The 25188-nt window shown below is 64.2% G+C and carries 20 protein-coding genes, 1 tRNA gene and 3 pseudogenes; 11 read left to right on the top strand and 13 right to left on the bottom strand.

Annotated elements, in window-relative coordinates; all coding sequences use genetic code 11:
* Window positions 1-22 precede the first annotated feature (22 nt).
* Entirely contained in the window at window positions 23-2242 is a 2220-nt protein-coding gene (locus tag GGI48_RS29185; RefSeq protein ID WP_179601412.1) for an OsmC domain/YcaO domain-containing protein, read from the top strand.
* Window positions 2243-2377: 135 nt separating this feature from the next.
* On the opposite strand, the gene GGI48_RS29180 is transcribed toward GGI48_RS29185, so the two are convergent.
* Entirely contained in the window at window positions 2378-2743 is a 366-nt protein-coding gene (locus GGI48_RS29180) for a hypothetical protein (protein ID WP_016964182.1), read from the bottom strand.
* Window positions 2744-2933: 190 nt separating this feature from the next.
* On the opposite strand from GGI48_RS29180, the gene GGI48_RS29175 reads away from it, so the two are divergent.
* From GGI48_RS29175 to GGI48_RS29160, 4 genes are all read left to right on the top strand, one after another.
* Entirely contained in the window at window positions 2934-3782 is an 849-nt protein-coding gene (locus tag GGI48_RS29175; protein ID WP_179601410.1) for a suppressor of fused domain protein, read from the top strand.
* Window positions 3783-3802: 20 nt separating this feature from the next.
* On the top strand, window positions 3803-4243 hold the full coding sequence (locus tag GGI48_RS29170) for a hypothetical protein (protein WP_179601408.1): 441 nt from the start codon (window positions 3803-3805) through the stop codon (window positions 4241-4243).
* Window positions 4240-5112 (top strand): tetratricopeptide repeat protein, encoded by an 873-nt coding sequence (locus tag GGI48_RS29165; protein WP_047304178.1) that lies wholly within the window; start codon window positions 4240-4242, stop codon window positions 5110-5112. Before GGI48_RS29170 ends, GGI48_RS29165 begins: the two co-directional genes overlap by 4 nt.
* Window positions 5113-5311: 199 nt before the next feature.
* Window positions 5312-7024, top strand: coding sequence for an amidase (locus GGI48_RS29160; RefSeq protein WP_179601406.1), 1713 nt, complete (start codon window positions 5312-5314; stop codon window positions 7022-7024).
* Window positions 7025-7128: 104 nt separating this feature from the next.
* Here the strand turns inward: GGI48_RS29160 and GGI48_RS31700 are convergent.
* Window positions 7129-7563, bottom strand: a pseudogene (locus tag GGI48_RS31700) (methyl-accepting chemotaxis protein); the annotation flags it as partial.
* Between the two features lie 150 nt (window positions 7564-7713).
* Window positions 7714-8289 (bottom strand): annotated as a pseudogene (locus GGI48_RS31695) (PAS domain-containing protein); the annotation flags it as partial.
* Between the two features lie 370 nt (window positions 8290-8659).
* Here GGI48_RS31695 and GGI48_RS29150 point away from each other — a divergent pair.
* Entirely contained in the window at window positions 8660-9157 is a 498-nt protein-coding gene (locus GGI48_RS29150) for a hypothetical protein (protein ID WP_179601402.1), read from the top strand.
* A 142-nt stretch (window positions 9158-9299) separates the two neighbouring features.
* The gene (locus GGI48_RS29145; protein WP_015635448.1) at window positions 9300-9449 is read left to right on the top strand and encodes a hypothetical protein; all 150 of its coding nucleotides are present in this window, start codon (window positions 9300-9302) and stop codon (window positions 9447-9449) included.
* Window positions 9450-9533: 84 nt separating this feature from the next.
* Here the strand turns inward: GGI48_RS29145 and GGI48_RS29140 are convergent, their stop codons facing one another.
* The 6 genes from GGI48_RS29140 to GGI48_RS29115 form a co-directional block, all read right to left on the bottom strand.
* Window positions 9534-11660 carry a TonB-dependent receptor domain-containing protein gene (locus GGI48_RS29140; protein WP_179601400.1) on the bottom strand — a complete coding sequence of 709 codons (2127 nt, stop codon included), beginning with the start codon at window positions 11658-11660 and terminating at the stop codon, window positions 9534-9536.
* A 154-nt stretch (window positions 11661-11814) separates the two neighbouring features.
* Window positions 11815-12048, bottom strand: coding sequence for a DUF4287 domain-containing protein (locus GGI48_RS29135; protein ID WP_179601398.1), 234 nt, complete (start codon window positions 12046-12048; stop codon window positions 11815-11817).
* The gene (locus GGI48_RS29130; RefSeq protein ID WP_179601396.1) at window positions 12045-12548 is read right to left on the bottom strand and encodes a hypothetical protein; all 504 of its coding nucleotides are present in this window, start codon (window positions 12546-12548) and stop codon (window positions 12045-12047) included. The genes GGI48_RS29135 and GGI48_RS29130 overlap by 4 nt, the downstream gene beginning before the upstream one ends.
* Before the next feature lie 118 nt (window positions 12549-12666).
* On the bottom strand, window positions 12667-14241 hold the full coding sequence (locus GGI48_RS29125) for an FGGY-family carbohydrate kinase (protein WP_179601394.1): 1575 nt from the start codon (window positions 14239-14241) through the stop codon (window positions 12667-12669).
* A gap of 23 nt (window positions 14242-14264) precedes the next feature.
* On the bottom strand, window positions 14265-15851 hold the full coding sequence (locus GGI48_RS29120; RefSeq protein WP_179601392.1) for a glycerol-3-phosphate dehydrogenase/oxidase: 1587 nt from the start codon (window positions 15849-15851) through the stop codon (window positions 14265-14267).
* Between the two features lie 3 nt (window positions 15852-15854).
* Window positions 15855-17450, bottom strand: coding sequence for an FAD-binding oxidoreductase (locus tag GGI48_RS29115; protein WP_179601390.1), 1596 nt, complete (start codon window positions 17448-17450; stop codon window positions 15855-15857).
* A 184-nt stretch (window positions 17451-17634) separates the two neighbouring features.
* On the opposite strand from GGI48_RS29115, the gene GGI48_RS29110 reads away from it, so the two are divergent.
* Together GGI48_RS29110 and GGI48_RS29105 are read left to right on the top strand one after the other, a co-directional pair.
* Window positions 17635-18339 (top strand): hypothetical protein, encoded by a 705-nt coding sequence (locus tag GGI48_RS29110; RefSeq protein WP_179601388.1) that lies wholly within the window; start codon window positions 17635-17637, stop codon window positions 18337-18339.
* A gap of 170 nt (window positions 18340-18509) precedes the next feature.
* Window positions 18510-18584: transfer RNA gene (locus GGI48_RS29105), tRNA-Gln, on the top strand.
* Between the two features lie 12 nt (window positions 18585-18596).
* Here GGI48_RS29105 and GGI48_RS29100 read toward each other — a convergent pair.
* Window positions 18597-19504 (bottom strand): annotated as a pseudogene (locus GGI48_RS29100) (LysR family transcriptional regulator).
* Window positions 19505-19625: 121 nt separating this feature from the next.
* On the opposite strand from GGI48_RS29100, the gene GGI48_RS29095 reads away from it, so the two are divergent.
* Window positions 19626-20831, top strand: a complete 1206-nt coding sequence (locus GGI48_RS29095; RefSeq protein WP_179601386.1) for an MFS transporter — start codon at window positions 19626-19628, stop codon at window positions 20829-20831.
* A gap of 13 nt (window positions 20832-20844) precedes the next feature.
* On the opposite strand, the gene GGI48_RS29090 is transcribed toward GGI48_RS29095, so the two are convergent.
* From GGI48_RS29090 to GGI48_RS29080, 3 genes are all read right to left on the bottom strand, one after another.
* Complete coding sequence (locus GGI48_RS29090) at window positions 20845-21144, bottom strand: hypothetical protein (protein WP_179601384.1); 300 nt, start codon at window positions 21142-21144, stop codon at window positions 20845-20847.
* Between the two features lie 42 nt (window positions 21145-21186).
* On the bottom strand, window positions 21187-21606 hold the full coding sequence (locus GGI48_RS29085) for a hypothetical protein (protein WP_179601382.1): 420 nt from the start codon (window positions 21604-21606) through the stop codon (window positions 21187-21189).
* A 181-nt stretch (window positions 21607-21787) separates the two neighbouring features.
* Complete coding sequence (locus GGI48_RS29080; protein WP_179601380.1) at window positions 21788-22504, bottom strand: class I SAM-dependent methyltransferase; 717 nt, start codon at window positions 22502-22504, stop codon at window positions 21788-21790.
* A 320-nt stretch (window positions 22505-22824) separates the two neighbouring features.
* Between GGI48_RS29080 and tssI the strand changes: the two genes are divergently transcribed.
* Window positions 22825-25182: a type VI secretion system tip protein TssI/VgrG gene (gene tssI, locus GGI48_RS29075; RefSeq protein ID WP_179601378.1), complete on the top strand. Its 2358-nt coding sequence runs from the start codon at window positions 22825-22827 to the stop codon at window positions 25180-25182.
* Window positions 25183-25188 lie beyond the last annotated feature (6 nt).

The following is a 25188-nucleotide window of genomic DNA, read 5'->3' as shown; positions in this document are numbered from 1 at the left end:
GCTTCGCGATGCCGGTGCCCCCATGGAAATCAAGGTCAACTTTCTCGACAACCTTCGACTTGAAGCCAAGTTCGACGACTTCACGGTGGTGGCCGACCAGCCGATTCGTTACAAGGGCGATGGCTCGGCGCCGGGGCCGTTCGACTATTTCCTGGCCTCTTCGGCGCTGTGCGCGGCGTACTTCGTCAAGCTGTACTGCCAGACCCGCAACATCCCCACCGACAATATCCGCCTGTCGCAGAACAACATTGTCGATCCGGAAAACCGCTACAACCAGATCTTCAAGATCCAGGTCGAACTGCCGGCGGACATCTCCGACAAGGACCGCCAGGGCATCCTGCGTTCCATCGACCGTTGCACGGTGAAGAAGGTGGTGCAGACCGGTCCCGAGTTCATCATCGAGGAAGTGGAAAACCTCGACGCCGATGCCCAGGCGCTGCTGATGCCGCAATCGAGCGCGACCCAGAGCACCTACATTGCCGGCAAGGACCTGCCGTTGGAGCAGACCATCGCCAACATGTCGGCGATCCTCGCCGGCCTGGGGATGAAGATCGAAATCGCCTCGTGGCGCAATATCGTGCCCAACGTCTGGTCGCTGCACATCCGCGATGCGCAGTCGCCGATGTGCTTCACCAACGGCAAGGGCGCGACCAAGGAAAGCGCCCTGGCCTCGGCCCTGGGCGAGTTCATCGAGCGCCTGAACTGCAACTTCTTCTACAACGATCAGTTCTGGGGCGAAGAGATCGCCAACGCCGAGTTCGTGCATTACCCGGACGAGCGCTGGTTCCAGCCGGGGCGCAAGGACGAGCTGCCCAAGGAGATCCTCGACGCGCACTGCCTGGCCATCTACAACCCGGATGGCGAGCTGCGCGGCTCCCATCTGTACGACACCAACTCGGGCAATATCGAGCGCGGCATCTGCTGCCTGCCCTATGTGCGCCAGTCCGATGGCGAGGTGGTGTACTTCCCTTCCAACCTGGTCGAGAACCTGTTCCTCAGCAACGGCATGAGCGCCGGCAACACCCTGGCCGAAGCCCAGGTGCAGTGCCTGTCGGAGATCTTCGAGCGCGCGGTCAAGCGCCAGATCCTCGAAGGCGAGCAGGCCCTGCCGGACGTGCCCCAGGAAGTGCTGGCCAAGTACCCGAGCATTCTGGCCGGCATCCAGGGCCTGGAAGAGCAAGGCTTCCCGGTGCTGGTCAAGGACGCGTCCCTGGGCGGTGAATTCCCGGTGATGTGCGTGACCCTGATGAACCCGCGCACCGGCGGCGTGTTTGCGTCCTTCGGCGCCCACCCGAGCTTCGAGGTGGCGCTGGAGCGCAGCCTCACCGAACTGCTCCAGGGCCGCAGTTTCGAAGGCTTGAACGACCTGCCGCAGCCGACCTTTGAAAGCCAGGCGCTGATGGAGCCGAACAACTTCGTCGAGCACTTCATCGACTCCAGCGGCGTGGTGTCGTGGCGCTTCTTCAGCGCCAAGGCGGACTTCGAGTTCGTCGAGTGGGACTTCACCAGCCAGAGCGGCTTCAGTGAAAGGGAAAAAGCCAGCGCCGAGGAAGCGGCCACCCTGTTCGGCATCCTTGAAAGTCTGGGCAAGGAGGTCTACATGGCGGTGTACCAGCACCTGGGCGCCACCGCCTGCCGCATCCTGGTGCCGGACTACTCGGAAATCTACCCGGTGGACGACCTGATCTGGGACAACACCAACAAGGCGCTGTTCTTCCGTGAAGACATCCTCAACCTGCACAGCCTGGACGAAGACGGCCTGCGGGACCTGGTGGAGCGCCTGGAACAGAGCGAGCTGGACGACTACACCGACATCACCACCCTGATCGGCATCGAGTTCGACGACAACACCGCCTGGGGCCAGTTGACCATCCTGGAACTCAAGCTGCTGATCCACGTGGCCCTGGGGCAGTTCGACCCGGCCAAGGAGCTGGTGGAGATGTTCCTGCAATACAACGACAACACCGTCGAGCGCGGGCTGTTCTACCAGGCCCTGAACGCGGTGCTGGAAGTGGAGCTGGACGACGAGCTGGAGCTGGCGGACTACGAGGCCAATCTGCGGCGCATGTTCGGCAACGAACGGATGGACGCGGTGATCGGCTCAGTGCAAGGCAGCGTGCGCTTCTACGGCCTGACCCCGACCAACCTGCAACTCGAAGGCCTGGACCGCCACCTGCGGCTGATCGACAGCTACAAGAAGCTGCACGCGGCACGGGCCAAGTGGACCGCCGCCAACCGCTGACACCGCGCCCCGTACCTGCCTGTACCCGTAGGAGCGAGCTTGCTCGCGAAGCCCTGAAGAACGCCGCGTTCCCCCAGTGAACGCGGCGTTTTCGTTGGCGACCATCGCGAGCAAGCTCGCTCCTACAGTGACGCGTCAGGCCTTGCGCACCCCGGGTGGCCAGGGCTTGCGGTCTTCTCGCTCGGGCGGGCCGTACAGCTCCTGCTCCCATTCCTCGAATGCCGGCACGACGGTGTAGCCCGGATCGCAATACTGGCGAATGTATTGCGCCGCCCGGTACTCGGCGTACTTGGCATTCAGCGGTACGCCCTCTTCGTCCAGCTCCAGCACATTGGCAAAAATCGCGTAGGCCATCTCCAGCATGCTCGGCTCCTCGCCAAGGTCACTCCGGTAGTCGATACCTTCGAGCAGCGGGTAGCCGAGGGTGCCGTTGGCGACCCAGAAACTGAAGGTTCTCAGGGCTCCGGAAAACGCCGGGCTGAGCTTTTTCGGGTAAGGCATGCAGATCACTTTCCTTGCTAGCGGACCGGGGCGGATTCTCGGGCCGCGGCTTCGGCAAGGCAAGGCTTAACGCAACGCGCATCCGGCGGTTTCCACGGGCACGGCAAACCCGTCACAATGCGCGCCCCTGTCTTTCTAGCCGTGCGCTGTGCACTGCATGCAACGCACTGGCCCCCGCAAGGATCGCTCGATGAACCTCCTGCAAAAGCTGCTCAGCGTCTTTAACAAGCCGGCGCCACAAAAAGCCGAGCCCGCCCTGCCCGCCCACGAGCCGGCCGCTGCCGAGGAGCCCAACGCCCAGTACTCGCCAAGCGAAACCGACCTGGCCGGCATTGCCCTGATGGAGGCCGGCGCGGCCTGTCTCGATCGTCACTGGCAAGCGGTCGGCCACTGTGAGCAGGACGTCCTGGGCTTTGCCATCAGCCCCAGCTTCATGGGCGGCCCCCACTGGCCCTCCACTCGCCAGGCTTACCGTATCGTGCGCCGCAACGAGCGCATCCTCCTCGCCACCGAGGGCCTGTCCGACCCGTTCGATGGTGTGCAAGGCGACGACCTGGGCAATGGTTTCGAGATGGAGCTGTTCATCGAAACCCCGGACATCCCGGCCCACGCCCAGGGCGCGGTTGGCGACGTCTCGCCCTTTGCCGACAGCTGGACCTTCGAACTGCTGCGCTGCGTGGCCGGCACCGTGGCCGATGCTGGCGGCTACCGCTCGCGCCTGGAGCGCTACGGCGTGCTGTCCCTGGAACTGCCCGGGGTCAGCCAGTCGCGGGCCATGAGCGAGCAGTTGCCGGCGCACTTTGTCAGCGCCGACGACTGCGCCGGGGTGCTGATCGGCAGCCCGGCCCCGGACTTCCCGACCCGTCTGGACGATATGCCGCTGTCGCCGGTGACCCTGGTACCGGTGGTGCTGATCACCGCCTCGGAGCTGGACTACGTGCGCAACGGCGGCGCCCAGGCCCGGGAAGACCTGGCCGCGCGCCTGAACGCCGCCGGCCTGGGTCATGTCAGCCACCTGCAGCGCGCCAGCGTAGTCTGAACAACGGAGCCATTTAGCCGATGCAAGCACCCGATGCCTACTTTGCCTTTCACCTGTTCGCCGCGCGCTTCCCGAACCAGGCCGAGGCCGAACTGTTCACCTTCGAGCAGTGGGAACCGGAACCTGCGGCGGATGCCAGCGCCGCCGAGTTCAGCGCCTGGGAAGCCCGCAACCCCAGCTGGCGCCTCAAACAGGAGCTGGGCTATTACATGGACGCCGATTTCGTCGAACTGATCGAGCGTGAAGACGGCCCGCAATACCTGCAATCACTGATCCGCAGCGACGCCGAAAAACAGCAACTGCGCACGCGTATCGACCCCGGCTACAGCCACTACATCCTCATCGCCAGTGACTCGATCCATGGCGACCGGCAATCGCACGCCCCCGGCCCCAACCGGCGTCGCCCCGCAAACACGGCAAGCCTCGATTACCTGGGAGAATTCAACGGGTGCCCGGCATGAACCGGATCGCCGCCCTGATGCTGCTCAGCACCCTGGTTGCCGGCTGCCAAAGCATCGGCGCAAATAAAGAAAAGGACTCAGTGGTCGCCATACGCTGCTGGCATTACCGCGACCAGCAGCCCATCTCCCGGGAGCAGCTCGACTACATCCGCGATCGCAGCGACGACGGCAACCTGACCTGCCGGGCCCTCCTCGGCACCCTGTACGAACGCGGCCAGGGCGTGCCCCAGGACGGTGCCAAGGCCAAGGCCCTCTATCTGTCGGTAGCCCAAGTGTACGCCGAGGCCTACTACCATCTTGGGCGCCTGGAGGAACAGGGCATAGGCGCCCCAGCGGACTATTTCAAGGCCAGGGATTTCTATCAGCGGGCCGCCAACGCCGGCAATTCAGACAGCAAGACCAAACTGGCCCGGCTGATGGAAGACGGCAAGGGCGGCCCGCGGGATCCACAGGGCGCGCTGCTGCTGTACTTCAGCGCCCTGGACCACAGTTGGGGCGACGCCTGGGACGCTATTGCACGCTTGCGGGACGACGGCCTGACGCTGAGCCCGGAGCAGGAAAACCGCTACAACGAAGTCTGGGTCAACACCGCAACCGCACGCTTGAAAAGAAACATCAGGATCACCCAAATCACCGTGTTGCAGCGTTTCAAACTCGCCCCCGGGCTGCGCCCCATCATGATCAAGGTCGAGTTCAACCCGGGCTCGGAGGTGCCGGTGCTGTCACTGCTAGAGGGCTGTGGCGACAGCGCCATCGACCAGGCTGTACTGCAGGCCATGGGCAGCTACCGCTTTTCCGGGCAGCCGATACCGTCCGAGGCGTTGAAGGACTGGAACCTGGTGGCGGTGATCAGCCCGCGCTCCCGGTAACGGGTTGTTTTGCCTCACGCCGGGGCAGCAGGCATTCCTCTGCCCGGCACTAGATGCTAAAAAGGCCCACAGTTTTTCTTGCCATCCCTGTCGTGCCGAACCGCACCACGAGAATCACCATGCACAGCCAATACCCGAAGACCCGCGCCCCGTTGCGCCCGCTTGACCTCCTCACCCACCAGCCAGCGGCGGTAGCAGCATGATCGAAGTCACTGAAGTGTCCATTGCCGACCTGCGCGCCGCCCTGGAATCGGGCCGGACCACCGCCGTGGAACTGGTCCAGGCCTATCTGGCGCGGATCGACGCCTACGATGGCCCCGACACCGCCACCGCCCTCAACGCCGTGGTGGTGCGCAACCCTGAAGCCCTGAAGGAAGCCGCAGCGTCCGATGAGCGTCGCGCCAAGGGCCAGACCCTCGGCCCGCTGGACGGCATTCCCTACACCGCCAAGGACAGCTACCTGGTCAAGGGCCTGACCGCCGCCTCGGGCAGCCCGGCCTTTGCCGAGCTGGTGGCCTACCGCGACGCCTTCACCATTGAGCGCCTGCGGGCTGCCGGAGCCATCTGCCTGGGCAAGACTAATATGCCGCCCATGGCCAATGGCGGCATGCAGCGCGGCGTGTATGGCCGTGCTGAAAGCCCCTATAACGCCAACTACCTGACCGCGCCCTTCGCCTCCGGCTCGTCCAATGGCGCCGGCACCGCCACCGCCGCCAGCTTCGCCGCCTTCGGCCTGGCCGAGGAGACCTGGTCCAGCGGTCGCGGCCCGGCCTCCAACAACGGCCTGTGCGCCTACACGCCGTCGCGCGGGGTGATCTCGGTGCGCGGCAACTGGCCGCTGACCCCGACCATGGACGTGGTGGTGCCCTTCGCCCGGACCATGGCCGACCTGCTGCAAGTGCTGGACGTGGTGGTGGCCGAAGATCCGGACACCCGCGGCGACCTGTGGCGCCTGCAACCCTGGGTGCCGATCCCCAGCGTGACTTCGGTGCGCCCGGCGTCCTACCCGCAACTGGCAGCCGACGCCACGGCGCTCAAGGGCAAGCGCCTTGGCGTACCGCGCATGTACATCAACGCCGACCCCGAAGCCGGCACCAGCGAAAAACCCGGTATCGGCGGCCCTACCGGCCAGCGCATCCACACCCGGCCCTCGGTGATCGACCTCTGGCAGCAGGCGCGCCAAGCCCTGGAAGCCGCCGGCGCCGAAGTGCTGGAAGTGGACTTCCCCCTGGTGTCCAACTGCGAAGGCGACCGCCCCGGCGCGCCGACCGTGTACAACCGCGGCCTGGTGAGCCAGGAGTTCCTGCATGACGAGTTGTGGGAACTCTCGGGCTGGGCGTTCGACGACTTCCTGCGGGCCAACGACGACCCCAAGCTCAACCGCCTGGCGGATGTCGACGGGCCGAAGATCTTCCCCCACGACCCGGGCACCCTGCCCAACCGCGAAGACGACCTGGCCGCCGGCATGGACCAGTACGTGACCATGGCCAAGCGCGGGCTCAAGACCTGGGACCAGATCGCCTCCCTGGCCGACGGCCTGCGCGGCCTGGAGCAGACCCGGCGCATCGATCTGGAAGAGTGGATGGATCGCCTGGGGCTGGACGCCGTGCTGTTCCCCACCGTGGCCGACGTTGGCCCGGCGGATGCCGACATCAATCCCGAGTCGGCGGACATTGCCTGGAGCAACGGCGTGTGGGTGGCCAACGGCAACCTCGCCATCCGCCACCTGGGCGTGCCCACGGTGACCGTGCCGATGGGGGTGATGGCGGACATCGGCATGCCGGTCGGCCTGACCTTCGCCGGCCGCGCCTATGACGATTCGAGCCTGCTGCGCCTGGCGTCGGCCTTCGAATCCACCGGCAGCAAGCGCCTGATTCCGCCACGCACGCCAGCCTTGTCACCCGCTCGCTAAGCGCAAAGGCCCGGGGCGCACATGAGGCGCCCCGGGCCTTTACCAGCCTGACAAGGCACCACAGCGATGCACCGCCAGGGGCGCGCGACGGTATGTTGCGCAGGCTATTTCAGCTGATTGGCGAAACGCCCCACGGCCCCCACAACCTGGCGCGCACCCTCCTGGATTTCGAGAATCACCGAGCCGGCCTCGTTGGCAAGTGCCAGGCCTTCTTCAGCCTGCCCGCGACTGTTGGCCATGCCGCTTACGGCTGCATCCGCCAGACTCTGGTTCTGCTGTACAACGCTGACGATTTCTTCGGTAGCGGCACTGGTGCGCCCCGCCAACTGCCTCACTTCATCGGCGACCACGGCAAACCCCCGGCCCTGCTCACCCGCCCGCGCCGCCTCGATTGCTGCGTTGAGCGCGAGCAAGTTGGTCTGTTGGGCAATACCGCCAATGGTCTGGACAATCGAGCTGATCAGCAGTGATTGCTTGCCCAACGCTTCAATCCCGGCAGATGCCGCCTGCATTTCATCCGAGATCATGCGCATCGTTTGCACGGTGTTCTGCACCACATCGGCGCCTCGGCGGGCGCTGATGTCGGTTTGTTGGGAGATCTCGAACGCGATGGTCGCCGCCTCGTTCACCTGCTGCTCGCGAGCCACTTGCTCGGTAATGACCGTGGCGAACTTGACCACCTTGTAAAGGACGCCCTGTGCGTTGTGCACCGGGTTGTAGGTCGCTTCCAGCCAAACGACTCGACCATGGGCATCGACTCGCTTGAAACGGTCAGCCACGAATTCACCGCGATTGAGGGTCGCCCAGAACTCCTTGTAATGACTGGACGCAACATCGGCTGGGTCACAGAACATGCTGTGGTGCTTGCCTTTGATTTGCCCAAGTTCATAGCCCATGGAGCGAAGAAACTGCTCGTTTGCTTGCAGGATATGGCCTTGAAGATCGAACTCGATCACCGCGGTGGAGCGCAGCAGCGCTTGAATGAACGCCGAATTCTCCGCCGAAGTGTCAACGGTCTCGGTGATGTTCGAACCAAAGGCATGGATACTTTCCAATTGCCCCTGTTGATTGACAATCGGCTGCCAGAGGCCACGAAACCACGACAGTCCGCCATCGGGGCGCTGAAAACGGTAAGTATCGATAACCGCGTCGTGGTTGTTCACGCTGTCGAGCAAACGACGATAACAATCCATCTGCCGCACATACTGCGGAATGAAATTGTCGAGCGGTTTGTTCAGCACTTGGTTGGCGCCACACCCCAACATGTTCAAAAAGCCTTCATTGGCATCTATAACGTTGTAGTTGGCGTCAAGGACCGCGCGCACAAGGCAAGTCTCAATCCCCTTGAGCAACTGTCGAGCCACTGAAAGCTCCGACTGAAGAGACTGCAATTGCATTTTCAAACGAGTATTGAACATGGGCGCATCCTGCCAAAGGAGAGACTCTTTGCTATCGGCAACCGTTGGGGGTTTGTTTTCAGCTTTTTTTATGCTGCAAAAACACTATAGAAGCATTGTTTGCAGCGCTCCATTTTCTCCCCTGATATAAAGCCATGCACCCAGCCTGGTGGTTACAATCCCCGCGCCACGCCACTAGCGCCCTTCCCCATGCACCGCCCGAGCCGGACCACTGACCATGACCACACACCGCATTACCCTCGCCAACGGCTGGATTGCCGAATTTGCCGAACAAGGTGAATTCCGCATGGGCGCCATCAGCTGGAACCTGCACCTGCGCGGCCCCGAGCAACAGGTCATCCGCTATTTCGAAACCCAGATCGTGCTGGTCAACGACGAGGATGGCGAGCAGGCACGCAATCACATCAGCCTGTCCGAGGACGGGGTCTACGGGTACCTGGGCAACGGCATGAGTCACGGCTGGGTGATCGACTTTTCCCGCTGCATGATCGCGCCCCACCGGGTCACGATTACCCACTACCACCACGCCTATGACGAGTACATCTCGCTGCTGGAGCAACCGGCGTACAAGCGGGTGCGGGAGTACATCAGTGTCAGTGGTCGGACTTACTACCTGACCTTCCCCCTCACCCGGGACGAGGATTTCCCCAAGGTCTGGGAGGAGTACCTGGCGATCCGCCGGCGGCAGCTGGACGAGCTGTATTTTCGTAACTGAGTCAGCGCCAGACGCAATAATGGGAATGGGCCATTAGCACACTCGGGCTAATGGTCCCTGGCCCAGGGCGAGCTTATAGTCCACCCCCCCCTTCAGGATGGCGCTCACAAGAACGTGCGGATTCATAACAAGGAGCTTTCCCATGTCACTCAAGAAAATCGTCTACGCCTCGGCCATCGCCCTGGCGCTCACAGCCTCCAACGCCCACGCCTTCGCCAGCGACTGCGGCGATTCGTTGTGGAAATTCAGCGCCATCGAAGCCCTGACCTGCGTCTTCTCGGGTCAGTGGTAAGCCGCATCTGCCTGGGCTGACGCTGCCAGGCAGGAACAGAGTGCCCGCTGCTGCGGGCACTTTTTTGCTCTGGGCGCCCTGCTGTCAGCGCAGGCTCCAGGACACGCCCAGGTACACCCCCAAGCCTTCTCCCGGCGTCGAGCGCGCCGCGTCCAGCCCCTTGTCGTCGTAGCCTGGGGTCACGGTGGCGGCGTAGCGCTTGTCGGTCAGGTTGCGCAGATCGACCCAGGTCTGCCAGTCGTTCTTTGGCGCGTTGTAGCCCAGGGTGGCGCCGAACAGCGCGTAAGGGTCGGCGTAGTAGCTGTTGGCGTAATCCACCGCCACCTTGGACACCAGTTGGGTGTTGACGGCGGCGAAGAAACCCAGGGGCCAGTCGTAGCGCAGCTCGCCCTGGTAATAGTGCATCGGCAGGCCCGGCAGGCGGTTGTCGCCAAAGCGCGAATCGTCGCGGTAGTGGAAATCGCTGAAGCTGTAGGCCTGGCGCAGGCTCAGGCGACCCACGCCCGGGCGCGACCACAGTTCGCTGTGCAGGCTGGCTTCCACGCCCTGGTGCACCGTGGGGCTGGCGTTGAGTTCATAGGGCGTGGTGGCGCTGGGGTCCGGCAACACCGAGAGCAGTTCGTGGCGCACCTGGGCGTAGTACCAGGCCAGGCTCCACTGACCCAGGCTACTGTCGCCACGGCCGCCCAGTTCCAGGGTGGTGGCGGTCTGGTTGCGCAACTTGATCGGATCGCGCTGGGCGCCGCTGGCCACGCCACTACCGGCCGGGAAACGCAGGTTCGAGCTGTAGATCAGCGACCAGGGATGGGGCGCCTCCACCGAACGGCTGAGGTTGCCGAACAGTTGCACATCCGAGGTCAACTGGTAGCGCAGGCCCAGGCGCGGGGCGTAGTCCCAGTCGCCAAGGCTGGTCTTGCCACCGCCCTCGGGGTAGGTCACCGCGCTTTCGCGACGGGTATAGATGGCCGCCAGCCCGGTGGTCAGCCACAGGTCATCGGCAATTTCCAGGTCATTGCCAAGGTGCAGGACCGTATCCGAGCCCTGGTAAGTGAAGTTGCGGATTCGCGTCCCTGGCGCATAGTTGGCGGTGTTGCCGGTGGGAATCCGCACGAACTCGCTGGCGCCGTCATTGGGCAGGTGCTTGGTCACCCGCAGGCCCAGGGTGCTGCGGCTTTCCCGGCCCCAAAGACTGTCGCGGCGCTTGTAGTCGAAGGTGCCGCTGACGTCGCTGTAGGCCACCTTAAGGCGGTTGGGGCCTTCGCGCAGGTCCATCGGGTAGTCGTGGTAGACCAGACCGGTCTGGATGCTCGAATCGTCGTCGATGTAGTAGGTGGTTTTGTTGCCGACAAAGGTGCTGCCCGGCTGCTTGCGCCGGTCATCGCGGCTGACATACAGCGGGTTGGCCGCCCGCGGGTCGTGCTCGATGGAATGCTTGCTGACCCGTCCGGCCAGATCGTTGTCGGTCTCGCGGTAGCGCAGGTAGAAACGCGTCTCCAGGTTCGGATTGAAGCGATAGCCGAAGTTGCCAATCACCCCCTTGCTCTGGCTGCGGGTGTGGTCTTGGTAACCGTCGGCATTGGCATCGGTCAGCGAGACGTAGTAATCGAAATCCCCCAGCACTTGCCCGGAGCTGACCTGACGCTGCTGATAACCGTGGCTGCCGGTGGCGTAGCGCACCTGCAAGCGCGGTGCGTCGTAGCCGGTATGGCTGACGTAATCGATGGCCCCGCCCAGGGCCAGGGCGCCACGATCGAAACCATTGGCGCCGCGCAGCACCTCTACGTGATCGACCCACAGGGGCTCCAGCAACTCATAGGGGGTGCCGCCGGGGCCGGTCAGGGGCAAGCCGTCGAGCATGGTGTACAGCCCCGAGGCATGGGCCCCCGGCGCGCGGTTGATGCCCGAACCACGGATCGAGATCTTCACCCCTTCGTTCCCGGCGGACTGGGCGTAGACCCCGGGCTGATAGGCCAGCACATCCTGGTTGCTGGCCACCCGCCCCTGCAGCGGCTGGCGCATGTCCACCACATTGCCGGCGCCCGGCACCTGTGCCAGCCGCGCCTCAGCCTCTGCCACCTGCTGTCCTTCAGCACCCTGCTCCTGCCCCAGGACTTGCGCCGGGGCCAGCTCCACGCTCCGGGTCTCGGCGATTGCCGGGCAGGCAAGGGCCAGGCCCAACAAGGCCGTGGGCAAGGATTTAGGCGAAGACATCGAGAAAACTCCGACAGGCAGAAAGGGGGCAATGCAAGTTGCGACGCAGGAAAGAACCAAGAGAACACAGGGGAATTGGGCTTTTTTTCGCCAGGAAAGCGGATGTCGGCAGTCACGCCTTCACTGGCGAAGCCACAGCGTCCAGCACGCAGCGTTAAGGGTTCTTGGCCCCCGCCAGAAAGTGCGCCACCAAGGCATTGGCATGACCATGGCCCATGCCGTGTTCGGACTTGAGCCAGGCCACCAGTTCCATGTGCTTCTTGCCGCTGAGGGCGCCAAGAAGCTCCAGCCAGTGGCTGATGGGCTGACCGTAGTTTTTTTCAATGGACGGAAAGTACGACGCCGGGCCTTTGACCTGGCCGGCTTTGCTCTTGCTGTCTTCGCTCATGCTTCACCCTGTGCTTTTTTACTGCCCTTGATGTTCTCGATCAGATCGACCACGTAGTTCTGGTTGAAACCCGCGACAAAGGACCAGAACAGCAACTTGCCGTAGGACGCATAGCCGTCTGCGTGCTGGCAGAAAATCACATAGAAACTGTTGTCCGGGTACCGGCAGATCTTGTCATCGACGATCTGGGGAAACAGTTCACCTTGCACCACGCCGGAGATAAACAGGATGTACAGCAGGCCCGCGAGGATGCCGCCAATGAACGACGGCAGCAGCACGTTGAACCAGGAGCTGCACAGGCTGACGATCTCCTCCTCGCGAAGGTGCGACAGTTGTCGGTGAAAGCCTACGTAACCGCCGATGTTGCCGACGATGAACACCACCGAGGGAATGGTGTAGCCATCGGCCATGGCGACCGCCCCCAGGGACGCCGCCAACAGCAGCACAAAGATGATGAACAGTCGCTTCCAGAGGATGTTCAGCGCTTCCTGGCGGTTCATGTTCGGCTCACCGGTTCTGGTTGTCGTAGGGTTCCTTCCACCTGGATGACGATAGTTGAGCCATGCCGCGCAAGCGGCTTTTTTCGACCGGGAACCCTTGCCCCTCCTGGCCGCCCCCTCAGGCCGGGTAGCCGGTAATCTCGCGAATGCTGTGGTACAGCGGCTTGAGCTGGCGGTACATGCGCAGGTAGACCTCGCTGTACAGCCGCTGGTACATCTGCTGCGCCTGTGGCTGGGGCTCGAACACCGCGCCGACCCGGGTCATGGCGCTGATCGCCGTGGGAAAGTCCGGGTACAGCCCCAGGCCCACCGTACAGGCAATCACCGCCCCCAGCCCCGAGGCTTCATAGACATGCGGGCGCTCCACCGGCAGGCCGAAGATGTCCGCCGTCAGTTGCATGGCGGCGTCGCTCTGGGAGCCGCCGCCTGCCACCCGCAGGCGGGTGATCTTCAGCTTGGAGCGCTTCTCCATGCGTTCCATGCCCTGGCGCAGGGCATAGGCCAGGCCTTCGAGGATCGCCCGGTAGATATGGGCCCGGGTGTGCACGTCGCCAAAGCCGATCATCGCGCCCTTGGCCTCCATGCCCGGCTCGCGGATGCCCGGCGACCAGTAGGGTTGCAGGGTCAGGCCCATGGACCCGGGCGGCACCGCCTGGACCAGGGCGTCGAACAGCTGCTCCGGCTCCAGCCCCTGCTCCGCCGCCTGCTGCACTTCGCGCAGGCCGAACTGCTGCTTGAACCAACTGACCATCCAGTAACCGCGGAAGATCATCACCTCGCAGTTGTAGTGATCCGGCACCGCCGCCGGGTACGGCGGGATCAGCGGCACCACTTCCAGGTAACGGGAACGGGTGGTGGTGATGGTGGCCGTGGTGCCGTAGGACAGGCAGGCGGTGGTCGAATCCTGCACGCCGGAGCCGAGCACCTCGCAGGCCTTGTCGGCACCGGCGGCAATCAGCGGCAAGCCTTCGGGAATGCCGGTGTGGCGGCTGGCTTGGGCGCTGATCCGACCCAGGGTTTCGCCGGGCTTGAGCAGGGTCGGCAACTGTTCCCGACGCACCGCCAGGGCCTGCCACTTCCAGTCGCTGGGCGCGGCCCAGCGCAGGCGCTTGTAGTCGAATGGCAGGTAGGCCACGGAGCAGCCCACCGAGTCGACGAAATTGCCGGTCAGGCGATGGGTGAGAAAGCCTGAGAGCAGCAGGAACTTGTCAGTGGCGGCCCACACCTCGGGCTGCTCCTGGGCCACCCAGTTGGCTTCGGCCTGGGCGCGAAAATAGTCCACCGTGGCCTCGGCGCCGATCAGCTTGAACAGCCAGCCCCAGGGCCCCTTGATGCGCCCCTCGACGGCGGCCTGGCGCTGGTCGAGCCAGAGAATCGCCGGGCGCAGGGCGCGGCCCTGGGCGTCGACATTGATCAGGGTGCCGCGCTGGGTGGTCAGGGACACGCCGCGGATCCGCGAGCGGTCGATGCCGGTCTGCTGCCACAAGAGCTGACAGGCTTCGCCGAGCTTGGCCCAGTAGTAATCCGGGTCCTGCTCGGCCCAGCCGGGCTGGGTCGAGTAATAGGCCTCAAGCTCGATCTTGCCCTTGCCCAACAGGTTGCCTTCAAGGTCGAACAGCAGTGCGCGGACGCTCTGGGTGCCGTTGTCGATGGCCAGCAGGCAGTCCTGTTTCTTGTTGTTGTGGTTATCCATGGGGCTCTCTTGGTTGAGCATCGTTAGGCATTCGGCAGGCTGTGATGGCGTTGCCACAAGGCCAGGTAGCGCTGTTCTTCGGCCTGCCAACGGGCGTCGTCCCAGCCCAGTCGAGGCTGGCACAGGCGGCGAATGGCCGGCAGGTACTGGGCCGCACCCTCGGCCAGCAGCAGGCCGATCCGGGTGCGGCGCAGCAGCAGGTCGTCCAGGTGCAGGACCATCTCCGTCTCGGCGGCCAACGCCAGCTCGGCCCACAGGGTGTCGCTGGCACCGATGCAGTCGCCGCCCAGGGTCGCCACCTGTTGCGCCAGGCGCGGCAGGTCGCGACCGTAGCGTCCGGCCAGGCGCCGTGTCTGGGCGCGACTCAGGCCGGGGATGTCCAGCGCTGCCACGGGCGCCAACACCGGGGCGCCGTCATCCACCACGTCACGCCCGAGCATCGCCCCGCAGGCTTGCAGCACTTCGATGGCCTGGGGGCGGAAGGTGGTCAGCTTGCCACCGGCCAGGGTCACGCAGCCGGGCTCCTGCCACAGCACATGTTCACGAGTGGCATTGGACGGCTTGCCCTGCTGCCCCTCGCTACCCGCCACCACCGGGCGCACCCCGGCCCAGGTCGACAGCACGTCGCTGGCAGTGATCAGGGACTGGGGAAACTGCTGGGCACAGGCGGCCAGCAGATAGCGCAGTTCTTCCTGGCTGATGCTGGCGCTCTGGTCCAGGTCGTCGCGGTGATCGAGGTCGGTGGTGCCGACCACGGTGGCGCCTTCCCAGGGGAAGACGAACACCGGCCGCCGATCCTCGCCATGCATGAAGCTCAAAGCCTGGGCCACCGGCAGGCGCCAGCCCGGCAGCAGCAAATGACTGCCGCGCAACGGGCGCAGCTGCCGACCGTTGCTCGCCGGGCGCAAGCGCTCGGCCCAGGCCCCGGTGGCCACTGCCAGGACCGCGCAGCCCAGGGTTTGCACCGCGCCCGTTTCGCTGTCCTCGATCGCCACCCCGCACACCCGCCCGTTCTCCCGCAGCAGGCGGGTCACCCGCAGGCCATTGATGGCCACGGCGCCATCGGCCCGGGCCTCGGCCAGCACCCGCAGCACCAGGCGCGCGTCGTCGGTCAGGGCATCGAGAAAGCTGGTGCCACCGAGCAACCCCGGTTCCTTGACCCCGGGGGCCAGGTACTGCAGTTGCTGGGCGTCGTGAAAGCGATGATTGCGTCGCCCGGCAATGGCGTCATACAGGCTCAGCAAGCCGCCAAACACCTTGGGCCCGGGAAACTGGCCGCGGTAATGCGGCATCAGGAAACTCATGGGTTCCACCAGCCCCGGGGCCTCCTGCAACAGGCGCTGGCGCTCGCGCACCGAGTCCCGGGTCAGGCGCCACTGGCCCTTGGCGATGTAGCGCAAGCCGCCATGGACCATCTTCGAGGAACGGCTGGAGGTGCCCCAGGCAAAGTCCCGCTGCTCCAGCAGCAGGCAGCGCCAACCGCGCCGCGCCGCCTCACGCAGGATGCCGGCGCCGCTGATGCCGCCGCCGATCACGATCAGGTCCCAGGGTTGCGCCGCCAGTTCCGGCAGCACCTGTTGCCGCCACTGGGCGTTCCAGTCCTGGCTCATGGCTCACGACTCCAGCAAGGTGCCGGGGTTGAGACGCCCGGCCGGGTCGAAGTGGCGACTCAGCGCCTGCAACGTGTCGATCGCCAGCGCGCCCTTCTCCCGCAGCAGGTAAGGCGCATGGTCCTTGCCGACCCCATGTTGGTGGCTGATGGTGCCGTGGTGATCGACGATGGTCTGGCTGGCGGCGTGCTTGAGCGCCTGCCAGCGGGCCAGGGTCGCCGGGTACTGGGCGTCCGGGCGGAATACGTAGGTGGTGTAGATGCTCGACCCTTGGCCATAGACATGGGACAGGTGGGTGAACACATGCACCTGCTCGCCCTCGGCGGCCAGGCCGTCGCGCAGGCTGCCCTCGATACGCTGCATCAGGCGGTCGACATGGCTCCAGTCGGTGGCGGTTTCCAGGGTGTCCACCAGGTAACCGGCGTTCCACAGGCTTTCGCGCAGGTAGGGAAAGCGAAAGCGGTTCTGCGCCCATTTCTTGCCCAGCAAGGTGCCGGTGAACACCCCGCCGAAGGCCTTGAGATGCTGGCGTGCATGACGCAGGGACAAGGCATTCTGCTGGCGGTTGCCGGTCACGCCGAAGGTCAGCAGGCACTTGCCCGCCCCGGCGCCGCGCAGCGCCAGGTATTTTTCCAGCCAGGCGATCTGTGTCGGGTGGCCGGCCAGGGCCAACTGGGTCTCGGTCTCCAGGGCATTGGACAGGCGCAGCATCGACAGCGGCACCCGGGCCTGGGCCAGGGCGCGCACCGCTTGCAGGGCCTGGGTCCAGTCCGGCAGGAACACCCCATAGAAACGCTCGTCATCGGGCAGGCGGCTGACCCGCACCTTGACCTCGGAAATGATCCCGAAGCGCCCTTCGCTGCCCAGTACCACCTCGCGCAGATCCGGCCCGGCGGCGGACGCCGGAAAGCTGGCGATGGGCATCGGCCCGGCAAAGGTTTCCAGGGTGCCGCCGGCGAACAGCTGCTCGATGCGCCCGTAGCGCAGCGACTGCTGGCCACTGGAACGGCTGGCGACCCAGCCGCCCAGGGTCGACAGCTCCCAGGACTGGGGAAAGTGCCCCAGGGTGTAGCCCCGGGCCCGCAGTTGGCTTTCCACCTGCGGACCGCTGGCACCGGGGCCGAAGGTCGCCAGCTGGCTGTCTTCGTCCAGCTCCAGCAGGCGGCTCATGCGCGCCAGGGACACCGTCAGCACCGGGCGTTCGGACCAGGGCGGGTTGATGTGCCCGGCCACCGACGTACCGCCGCCGTAGGGAATCAGGCACAGGTCGCGGTCCTCGGCCAGGGCCAGCAATTGGCGGATCTGCTCGGCGGTTTCCGGAAAGGCCACGGCATCCGGATAAACCCCCAGTGCGCCTTCGCGCAGGGCCAGCCAGTCTGCCAGGCTCTGGCCGCGGGCGTGCAGCAGGCGTTCCTGGGGATCGATGCAATACAGCGGGTGGGCGGCCAGGCGTGAAGCCGGGACCTTGGCCAGCGCCTGCTCCAGGGTCGCCTCCGGCAAGCGGCGTCCCGGCCCCAGGCGCTCGGCGAGAAACCCCGCGCCCTGGGCCGGCAATTCGACCACCGTGGATGCATCCCCCCAGCCGTTCCAGCGTCGCATGCGTGTGTCCTTCTGCCGTTCTTACAGGAATTGAGTCGCTATCGAGGCTCCCTATACTAGTGCGCGGCTGAACGCTGTCACGGTCGCATCGCGCCAGAGGATGTAGCCGATTGAGTCAGACACAGGTGACATCCGGCGCCAGTTACCGAAGAATCCTCCCCCTCCCCATCACAGGCTCGCGTCCATGCCGGCAACCCTGAAAACCTGCGCCCCGCTGTTCTGGTCCACCGACCTGGGCATCGACTACGGCGCACCAACCTTGCGCCTGAGCGACCTGCTGCCCGTGGTGGGCGAGGAAAGCTCGGCCTTCTTCGAGCAGCAGGAGCGCCTCCTGATCGGCGACACCCTGCAACTGATCTGGTGCCCGCCGGTTGCCGACCTCAATGGCTGGAACGAGCAGCCTTCGGAAATCGCCCTGAGCCAGCTGCTGCGGGTGCGCATCAGCGGCCCGGCGCCCGAGCCGCCCCGAAACGCCCTCTACCATGGCCGGCACCGGCACCGGCACCGCTTCCTGGTCCTGTCCTGCCAGCCCCTGCCCGCGGCCCTGCGCGCCCAACCGCTGGCGCCGCAGGCCTGGCACATGCCGCTGATCGACCATGGACAGGGCAGTTGCCTGACCTGGGAGGCCATCGACAACTGCAGTCGCGCCGAGGTCCAGGGGCTGATCTACCTCAGCGCCTACCGCCGCCACGAAACCTATATGGAAATGTTCATCGAAGAGGTGGGCGGGGAGCTGTTCGGGCTGCTTTCGGTGCACCTGGGCCCGGGGGGCGACGACTATGATTTTGGCCGGCGCCTCCTGGAAGGCGCGGAGTTGCGGGCCATCCGCCGCGCACTGGACATGGCCCAGCCGCTGAAGGATTCACAGCCCGGCTACCTGGTCCCTTGAACCCCGGGGACGGATAAAAATGCCCTGAAAAAGACTAAGCAGCTGTTTTCAAACTCATTTTTTTGCATGGGGGGCTTCCCAGCCGGCACATAAGTTGATAAATTTGCGCCCGTTCTTGCAGCGGACCTCCCCGGTCCGGCAGTCAAAGCAAGTAACGTCGCAACAGCTACAGGGGCGTCGCCAAGCGGTAAGGCAGCAGGTTTTGATCCTGCCATGCGTTGGTTCGAATCCAGCCGCCCCTGCCATTTTATTTCTGTCTATCCCATCAAGTGTTCGGCCAACAGCTCCAGCAAGGCGCTGACCTTGGGCAATGCCTGACGATTCTTCATCCATAACAGATGGATGACCTGCCCCTGGGTTGCCGACTGCGGCAATACCTGCACCAGGCTGCCCTCCTCCAGCTGGCGCTTGACCAGCCACGACGGCAATTGGGCGATCCCATAGCCCGCCATCACCGCCATCAACAACCCCTGGCCATCCCCGACCACGCAAGCGGCCGGCATCACCCGACGCTCGATCTCCCCTGACCGGCTGCCGGGAAAGCTCCACGGGTTGACCCGTCCATCCACCCAGCCGTAGGCGATGCAGCGATGCCGCAGCAGATCGGCATCGGTCAAGGGCGTGCCCTGATGCTGCAGGTACGCCGGCGAGGCACAGAACAGATGCCGCTCATGGCCCAACTGACGATGCCCCAACGCGGCGGGCCACTGCGCGGGCCCGCCAAGCCGCACGGCAATATCGACACCGGCCTCAAGGGGATCGACAAAAGCATCGGCAAAGGTCACGTGGGGTTGCAGCAAGGGGTGTTCCCGGGCAAAGCGCAAGATCAACTCCAACACCTGGGTGCGGCCAAAGGCTCCCGGCAGATCGATGCGCACCTTGCCCCGCAGCTCGGTGTTTTCCGCCTGCAACGCCCACTCGGCCTCTTGCAGATCGGCCAGTACCCCGGTGCAGGTGCGATAGAAGGCCTGCCCCGCATCGGTCAGCGCCAGGCGGCGGGTGGTGCGCTGCAACAGCCGGGCCTGCAGGCGGCTTTCCAGACGGGCGATGGCCTTGCTGACGGCGGACGGCGTCAGGTTCAGGCGCTCGGCAGCGGCCTTGAAGCTGCCGGAGTCGGCCACACAGACAAAACATCGATGCCCTTCAGGCGTTCGGAAGCAAACATGCCGCGTCCTTATTCATGAATCAATTTCCCTTCACTAAAGAAAAATCATCATAAAACAGAAGCCAATTCCTCAGTAAGCTCAATCCCCCCGACTCAACCTGCACCCTTTGAAGAGGCATGGATGCTGCGCACCCTGAAACACTACCCGGGCACTATCAAGCTGTTGCTGTCGGGGTCGCTGATCCTGACCCTGGCGCGGGCGATCACCCTGCCCTATCTGGTGATCTACCTGTCCGCCAGCTACGCCCTGAGCGTCGCCAATATCGGCCTGGTGATCGGCAGCAGCCTGATCGTCGGCTCGCTGTTGAGCCTCTACGGCGGTTACCTGGTGGATCGGATCGCCACCTACCGGCTGATCCTGGCCTGCGTCGCAATCTTCACCCTGGGCTTTGTCGGCGCCTTTGCCGCCCCCGGCCTGTGGCTGCTCTACCTGTGCCTGGTGTCGATCAACCTTGCCTACGCAGTGTTCGATATCGCGGCCAAAGCCGGTTTTGCCCAGCAGTTACCGGTGAGCGAACGCAGTGAAGCGTTCTCGATCAAGTACACCCTGACCAACATCGGTTATGCCGTCGGCCCGTTGCTCGGCGCCTGGCTGGCCCAGCAAGGCATCAGCCTGCCCTTTATCGCGTCGAGCGCCCTGGGAGGCGGATTCCTTGCCCTGTACCTGACACAGGGCGACAGGCAGCTCCAGTCCGGCGCCAGCCCCCATCAACCCCTGTCCTTTCTCGCGCTGGGCCGCCAGCTGCTGCGGGATTACCGGCTGATCTGCTTCACCCTCGGCGGCTTGCTCAGCGCGGTGGTGTTTGGCCAGTTCTCGGCTTACCTGTCCCAGTACCTGGTGGTCACCGAATCCGCGCAAGTCGCCTACAGCACCATCAGCACCCTGGTGGCGACCAATGCGTTGCTGGTCATTGCCCTGCAGTACGCGATTGGCCGCAGGATTACCGCCAGATACCTGAAACAGTGGCTGGCGGCGGGCCTGAGCCTGTTCCTGCTGGGGGTCGCCGGGTTCGGCCTGGCCACCAGCCTGCCGCTGTGGGTGCTGTCGATGGTGGTGTTCACCCTGGGGGAAATCATCGTGTTTCCCGCCGAATACATGTTCATCGACCTGATCGCCCCCGAGCACCTGCGAGGCCTGTACTACGGCGCGCAAAACCTCTCCAACCTCGGCGGGGCCCTGGGCCCGATGCTATGCGGCATGGTCCTGGCGAGCTCCCCAGCGCACTGGATTTTCTACATGCTGGCGGCGTTCATTGTCACCGGCGGGCTGTTCTACTGGCTGGGCGCGGCCAGGCTGAGCCAACCAGGCGCCAGGAAAGCGAATTGAGACTTGATCCTGCTCATGCCTTCAGGGACATCCCCAGGTGTTCGGCTAATCGCGCCAGGGCTGCCCGACAATGCGCTGAAATCCCCAAAGCTGGCTCATTGATCATGTACAGCAGATGCTCGAAAGCGCACCCGGCCTCGTTGTGCTCCAGGTAATCCAGCACGATTGCCCGTCCATGCTCCAAGCCCGCCTGGGCCAATGCGTGATCCTGCGGTACGGGCCCGAGTTGCTTATAGGCACCAACCAGCAAAGGTTCCACTTCATCTAGGACTTCAATGAAATCCGCTCGCAGGCAGGGTATTCGTTCAGGCATGAAAGCCACTCCTCATGGGGCAGAAAACCCTCCACTCGCCCATCACCCATGATCGACCTTGTCCAACAACTGGCGCCGGACTTGCAGAGCAATGGCCGCAAAGCCCTTGCCTATACCTCGGTTACACGTCGAATGATTCAGCGTGGCAGTGATGTCTTTCCAACACTCCACCGCTTCGATCTGCCGGTGAGTGGTGTCGGTTTCAATTTCAAAATCGATGAAGCGCTCGTCCTGGGTCAACAACAAGCCAAACAGACTGGGCATTCCGGGAAAGTCGATTTCCAACTTGAGAACGATGGTCGCCGACCAGTCGACACCCTGTGACTGCGCGTAATCCAGCAAGGCCTGGGGCATACCTTCGTCCCGCCAGCTCCTGGCGGTGCATGCGAGTTTGTAGGCGTTGAGAATGTTTTGTTCCTGAACATTGAGCTGCCGTTTTTTCAGGAGACGTTGAATATCCATATCCAACCATTGTGCTTCGTTGATGACTGGCGGAATCCGTCTGTAGAACACTCATTCAGCGCCATGGGTTAATGACCTGCACTGTTCATTCCGGGCCGCGAAGAATAATAGCCTAGCCCTCCCGTGGCCTGGCCAGCAAATTCACATCCGCCAGCTCCCGCGCGCTCCTATTGCCCTCCCTTCATCCCACCTTGCGGCTCAACCAGGCACCCCAGAACAGGCTGCCGAAGAAGCGGGTTCCCTCGCTGAAACCGCCCTCTTCGAGCAAGCGCTGGACCGCTGCCTCGGAATGAGGCGGGTCGGCGCCCTGGAGGATTTTCCCCAGTTTGGCTTGCACCTCATCCGCCGTGGCGCCCTGCTGGCGCCAACGTTGCCCCCAGGCCGCGAGCAGCAGCGGCTGGCTGGCGTAGGCGTAATGATTGCCGGCGACGATCAGCGGCGCACCGGGCTTGAGACGCCGGGCAACGGCCTGCAACAGCTGGCGCTTGGCCTGATCGCCGGGCAAATGATGCAGCACACCGATCAGCGTGGCGCCATCAAAGGCTGCCTCCGCCGGCAGATCCTCCACCGTGGCCAGCTGCAGCTCGGTCCTGTCCAGCAAGCGGTGCGCCTGCAACTGCTGGCGCGCCGCCTCCAGCATCGGCGCCGAGGGATCCAGCGCGGTAAAGCGCCAGTGCGGTTCCAGACTGGCCATGGCGATGATCTCCTGGGCGGTTCCACCGGCCCCCACCGCCAGGATCTGAGCCGCGCGCGCCTGACCAAGACTGGCCGCCAGCATGCAGGCGGCGAGGTCGTGGCAGGCGTCGTATCCCGCCAGGGCGATGCGGCATTGGCGGGCGTATTCGTCGGCTCGCGCGCTGTCGAATTTTTCCAGCGGATTCACAGAAGAGGCGCTCACGGTATTACTCCATGGAGAGGGTCGAGACAGGCTAGGCCCTGGCGCCAGATAATAAAAATTCATTGTTTTTATAAAGTGAATTCCCCCAAGGAATACCATGGCGACCTCTTCGATTCCGCTGTTGCCGCTTTCGATGTAAGAACCTCAGCCCAAATCCGGTGTTTTTCTTGACCATGAACACAGGAATTTTCTGAATTTCTTGCAACGCGGCAGATGCGCCTTGTATTTGCGGGTAGCTGCTCCAGCCTTCTCCTCCGCGCCTGACCCCGCGCCGATTATCGGCAAACAGGCACCCAGCTATCTGGACGAGGAACAAGGATGTGTTCAACCGCGCCAATCAAACCCACTTCAGCCTGGACATCCAAGGCATCCAGCACGACTTCCAGGTGCTTGCGTTCAAGGGCACCGAAGCCATCAGCCAACCGTTTCGCTTCGACCTGCAACTGGTCAGCGAACGCCCCTTCATCGACCTCGAACCGTTGCTGCACCAACCGGCCTTTCTCGCTTTCGACCCTAAGGGCCACGGCATCCACGGGCTGATCCAACGCATCGCCCAGGGTGATGCCGGCAAGCGCCTGAGCCGCTACAGCCTGTCGCTGCAGCCGCAGCTGGACTACCTGCGCCACCGCAGCAACCAGCGGATCTTCCAGCAGCTCTCGGCGCCGCAGATCATCGCCCTGATCCTCGAAGAGCACGGCATCCTCGGCGATGCCTACCAGTTCCAGATCCAGCAGCCCTGCCCCAAGCGCGACTACTGCGTGCAGTACGACGAGAGCGACCTGCATTTCATCCAGCGCCTGTGCGAAGAAGAAGGCCTGCACTATCACTTCCAGCACAGCCGCGAGGCGCATTTGCTGGTGTTCAGCGATAACCAGAGCGTGTTCCGCAAGCTCGGCCGACCCACCGCCTATGTGCGCGGCAGCGGGCTGGTGGCCGATGAGCCGGTGATCAAGGGTTTCAACGTGCGCCTGGAAACCCGCACCAGCCGCGTCACCCGACGCGACTACGACTTCGAAAAGCCACGCCTGCAAATGGAGGCCGTCTACAAGCCCGACGCCCAGACCCAGCAACCGGACCTGGAGGACTACGACTACCCCGGGCGCTTCACCGATCGCGAACGGGGCAAGTTGCTCAGCCAGCGCGCCCTGGAACGCCACCGCGCCGACTACCGGCAAGCCGAGGGCTGGGGCGATGAACCGCGACTGGTCAGCGGACATTTGCTGGAACTGTCCGATCACCCGCGCCAGGCGTGGAACGACCTCTGGCTGCTGACCCAGGTCAGCCATGAAGGTAAACAGCCCCAGGTGCTGGAAGAATCCATCACCAGCGACACCGATTCGAGCGATGGCCTCCAGCAGGGCTACCGCAACCGCTTCCTCGCCACCCCCTGGGACGTATTCTTCCGCCCCGCGCTGGACCATCCGAAACCCCGGGTCCTGGGCAGCCAGACCGCGGTGGTCACCGGCCCGCCAGGAGAGGAAATCCACACCGATCAATATGGCCGGGTCAAGGTGCAGTTCCACTGGGACCGCGAAGGCCAGGGCGACGACCGGACCAGTTGCTGGCTGCGGGTCGCCTCCAGCTGGGCCGGCGACCGCTACGGCGCCCTCGCCATCCCGCGCATCGGCATGGAAGTGCTGGTGGACTTTCTCGAAGGCGACCCTGATCAGCCGCTGATCAGTGGCTGCCTCTATCACCAGGAACACCCGGCGCCCTACGAACTGCCGGCCAACAAGACCCGCAGTGTATTCAAGACCCTGAGTTCGCCGGGTGGCGCCGGCTTCAACGAAGTGCGCCTCGAAGACAAGCAAGGCGCCGAACAGATCTTCGTCCACGCCCAGCGCGACTGGGATGAAAACATCCAGCACGACCAGAAGATTCGCGTTGGCCACGAGCGTCACGACAGCGTCGAAGCCAACAGCTACAGCGAACTCAAGGCCGAGGAACACCGCACCGTCTACGGCGAACGCAAAACCGAAATCCGCGCCGACGACCACCTGAACGTGGCGCACGACCAGCACATCAAGCTGGGCAGCGCACAACTGCTCCAGGCCGGGCGTGAGATTCATCTGCAAGCGGGCCAGAAAATGGTGATCGAAGCCGCCAGTGAACTGACGGTGCAAGCCGGGGGCAGCTTTATCAAGCTCGACGCCAGCGGCGTCAGCGTGAGTGGGGCGTTGCTCAAGGTGAACGCGGGGGGCGCGGCGGGGCAAGGCAGCGGCGCCGCCAGCCTGTTGCCGGTCGTGCCCCTGCCGGCCGCCACCGCCAAGGCCGGCACCCTGCTGGAGCGTGGACCGTCGCAGCCGGCTCCCGAGGTGATCCATCGTCTCAGCGCGGTGATCAGCCCCCTTCCGGGTGTACCGGGATACGAGGACGAACCCTATCAGCTGTTCGCCGATGGCGCGCTGATTCAGCAGGGCCTGACCGGTGCCGATGGCCTGATTCGCTTCGAGCATGTGCCCGGCACCCTGGCCTATGCGGTTGAACTGATCAACGGTCACCGTTTCGAGATCGAGCCCAAAGACCAGAGTGACGAACCCGAGTCCCCGCACCAGCCGCTGGCCCGCCGTGGCTACCGCGACTATCAAGGACAAGTGGATCAACTTGAAGCCCTGAACACCAAGGACGACTATCGAATGGCCGCGCTGAACCCGGTCATCCCACCCAAGAACCAGTAAGTGCGG

It is taken from the genome of Pseudomonas protegens, assembly GCF_013407925.2.
GTDB lineage: Bacteria > Pseudomonadota > Gammaproteobacteria > Pseudomonadales > Pseudomonadaceae > Aquipseudomonas > Aquipseudomonas fluorescens_AP.
This window is presented reverse-complemented; position numbering and strand designations above follow the sequence as displayed.

Bases quoted from the DNA above. Each gene is read 5' to 3' on its own strand.
- GGI48_RS29085 (WP_179601382.1), bottom strand. From the start codon at position 21,606: ATGGATATTCAACGTCTCCTGAAAAAACGGCAGCTCAATGTTCAGGAA.
- GGI48_RS29130 (WP_179601396.1), bottom strand. From the start codon at position 12,548: ATGAACCGCCAGGAAGCGCTGAACATCCTCTGGAAGCGACTGTTCATC.
- GGI48_RS29160 (WP_179601406.1), top strand. From the start codon at position 5,312: ATGATCGAAGTCACTGAAGTGTCCATTGCCGACCTGCGCGCCGCCCTG.
- GGI48_RS29125 (WP_179601394.1), bottom strand. From the start codon at position 14,241: ATGGATAACCACAACAACAAGAAACAGGACTGCCTGCTGGCCATCGAC.
- GGI48_RS29170 (WP_179601408.1), top strand. From the start codon at position 3,803: ATGCAAGCACCCGATGCCTACTTTGCCTTTCACCTGTTCGCCGCGCGC.
- GGI48_RS29150 (WP_179601402.1), top strand. From the start codon at position 8,660: ATGACCACACACCGCATTACCCTCGCCAACGGCTGGATTGCCGAATTT.
- GGI48_RS29175 (WP_179601410.1), top strand. From the start codon at position 2,934: ATGAACCTCCTGCAAAAGCTGCTCAGCGTCTTTAACAAGCCGGCGCCA.
- GGI48_RS29140 (WP_179601400.1), bottom strand. From the start codon at position 11,660: ATGTCTTCGCCTAAATCCTTGCCCACGGCCTTGTTGGGCCTGGCCCTT.
- GGI48_RS29185 (WP_179601412.1), top strand. From the start codon at position 23: ATGGAAATCAAGGTCAACTTTCTCGACAACCTTCGACTTGAAGCCAAG.
- GGI48_RS29090 (WP_179601384.1), bottom strand. From the start codon at position 21,144: ATGCCTGAACGAATACCCTGCCTGCGAGCGGATTTCATTGAAGTCCTA.
- GGI48_RS29135 (WP_179601398.1), bottom strand. From the start codon at position 12,048: ATGAGCGAAGACAGCAAGAGCAAAGCCGGCCAGGTCAAAGGCCCGGCG.
- GGI48_RS29145 (WP_015635448.1), top strand. From the start codon at position 9,300: ATGTCACTCAAGAAAATCGTCTACGCCTCGGCCATCGCCCTGGCGCTC.
- GGI48_RS29110 (WP_179601388.1), top strand. From the start codon at position 17,635: ATGCCGGCAACCCTGAAAACCTGCGCCCCGCTGTTCTGGTCCACCGAC.
- GGI48_RS29120 (WP_179601392.1), bottom strand. From the start codon at position 15,851: ATGAGCCAGGACTGGAACGCCCAGTGGCGGCAACAGGTGCTGCCGGAA.
- GGI48_RS29095 (WP_179601386.1), top strand. From the start codon at position 19,626: ATGCTGCGCACCCTGAAACACTACCCGGGCACTATCAAGCTGTTGCTG.
- GGI48_RS29180 (WP_016964182.1), bottom strand. From the start codon at position 2,743: ATGCCTTACCCGAAAAAGCTCAGCCCGGCGTTTTCCGGAGCCCTGAGA.
- GGI48_RS29115 (WP_179601390.1), bottom strand. From the start codon at position 17,450: ATGCGACGCTGGAACGGCTGGGGGGATGCATCCACGGTGGTCGAATTG.
- GGI48_RS29165 (WP_047304178.1), top strand. From the start codon at position 4,240: ATGAACCGGATCGCCGCCCTGATGCTGCTCAGCACCCTGGTTGCCGGC.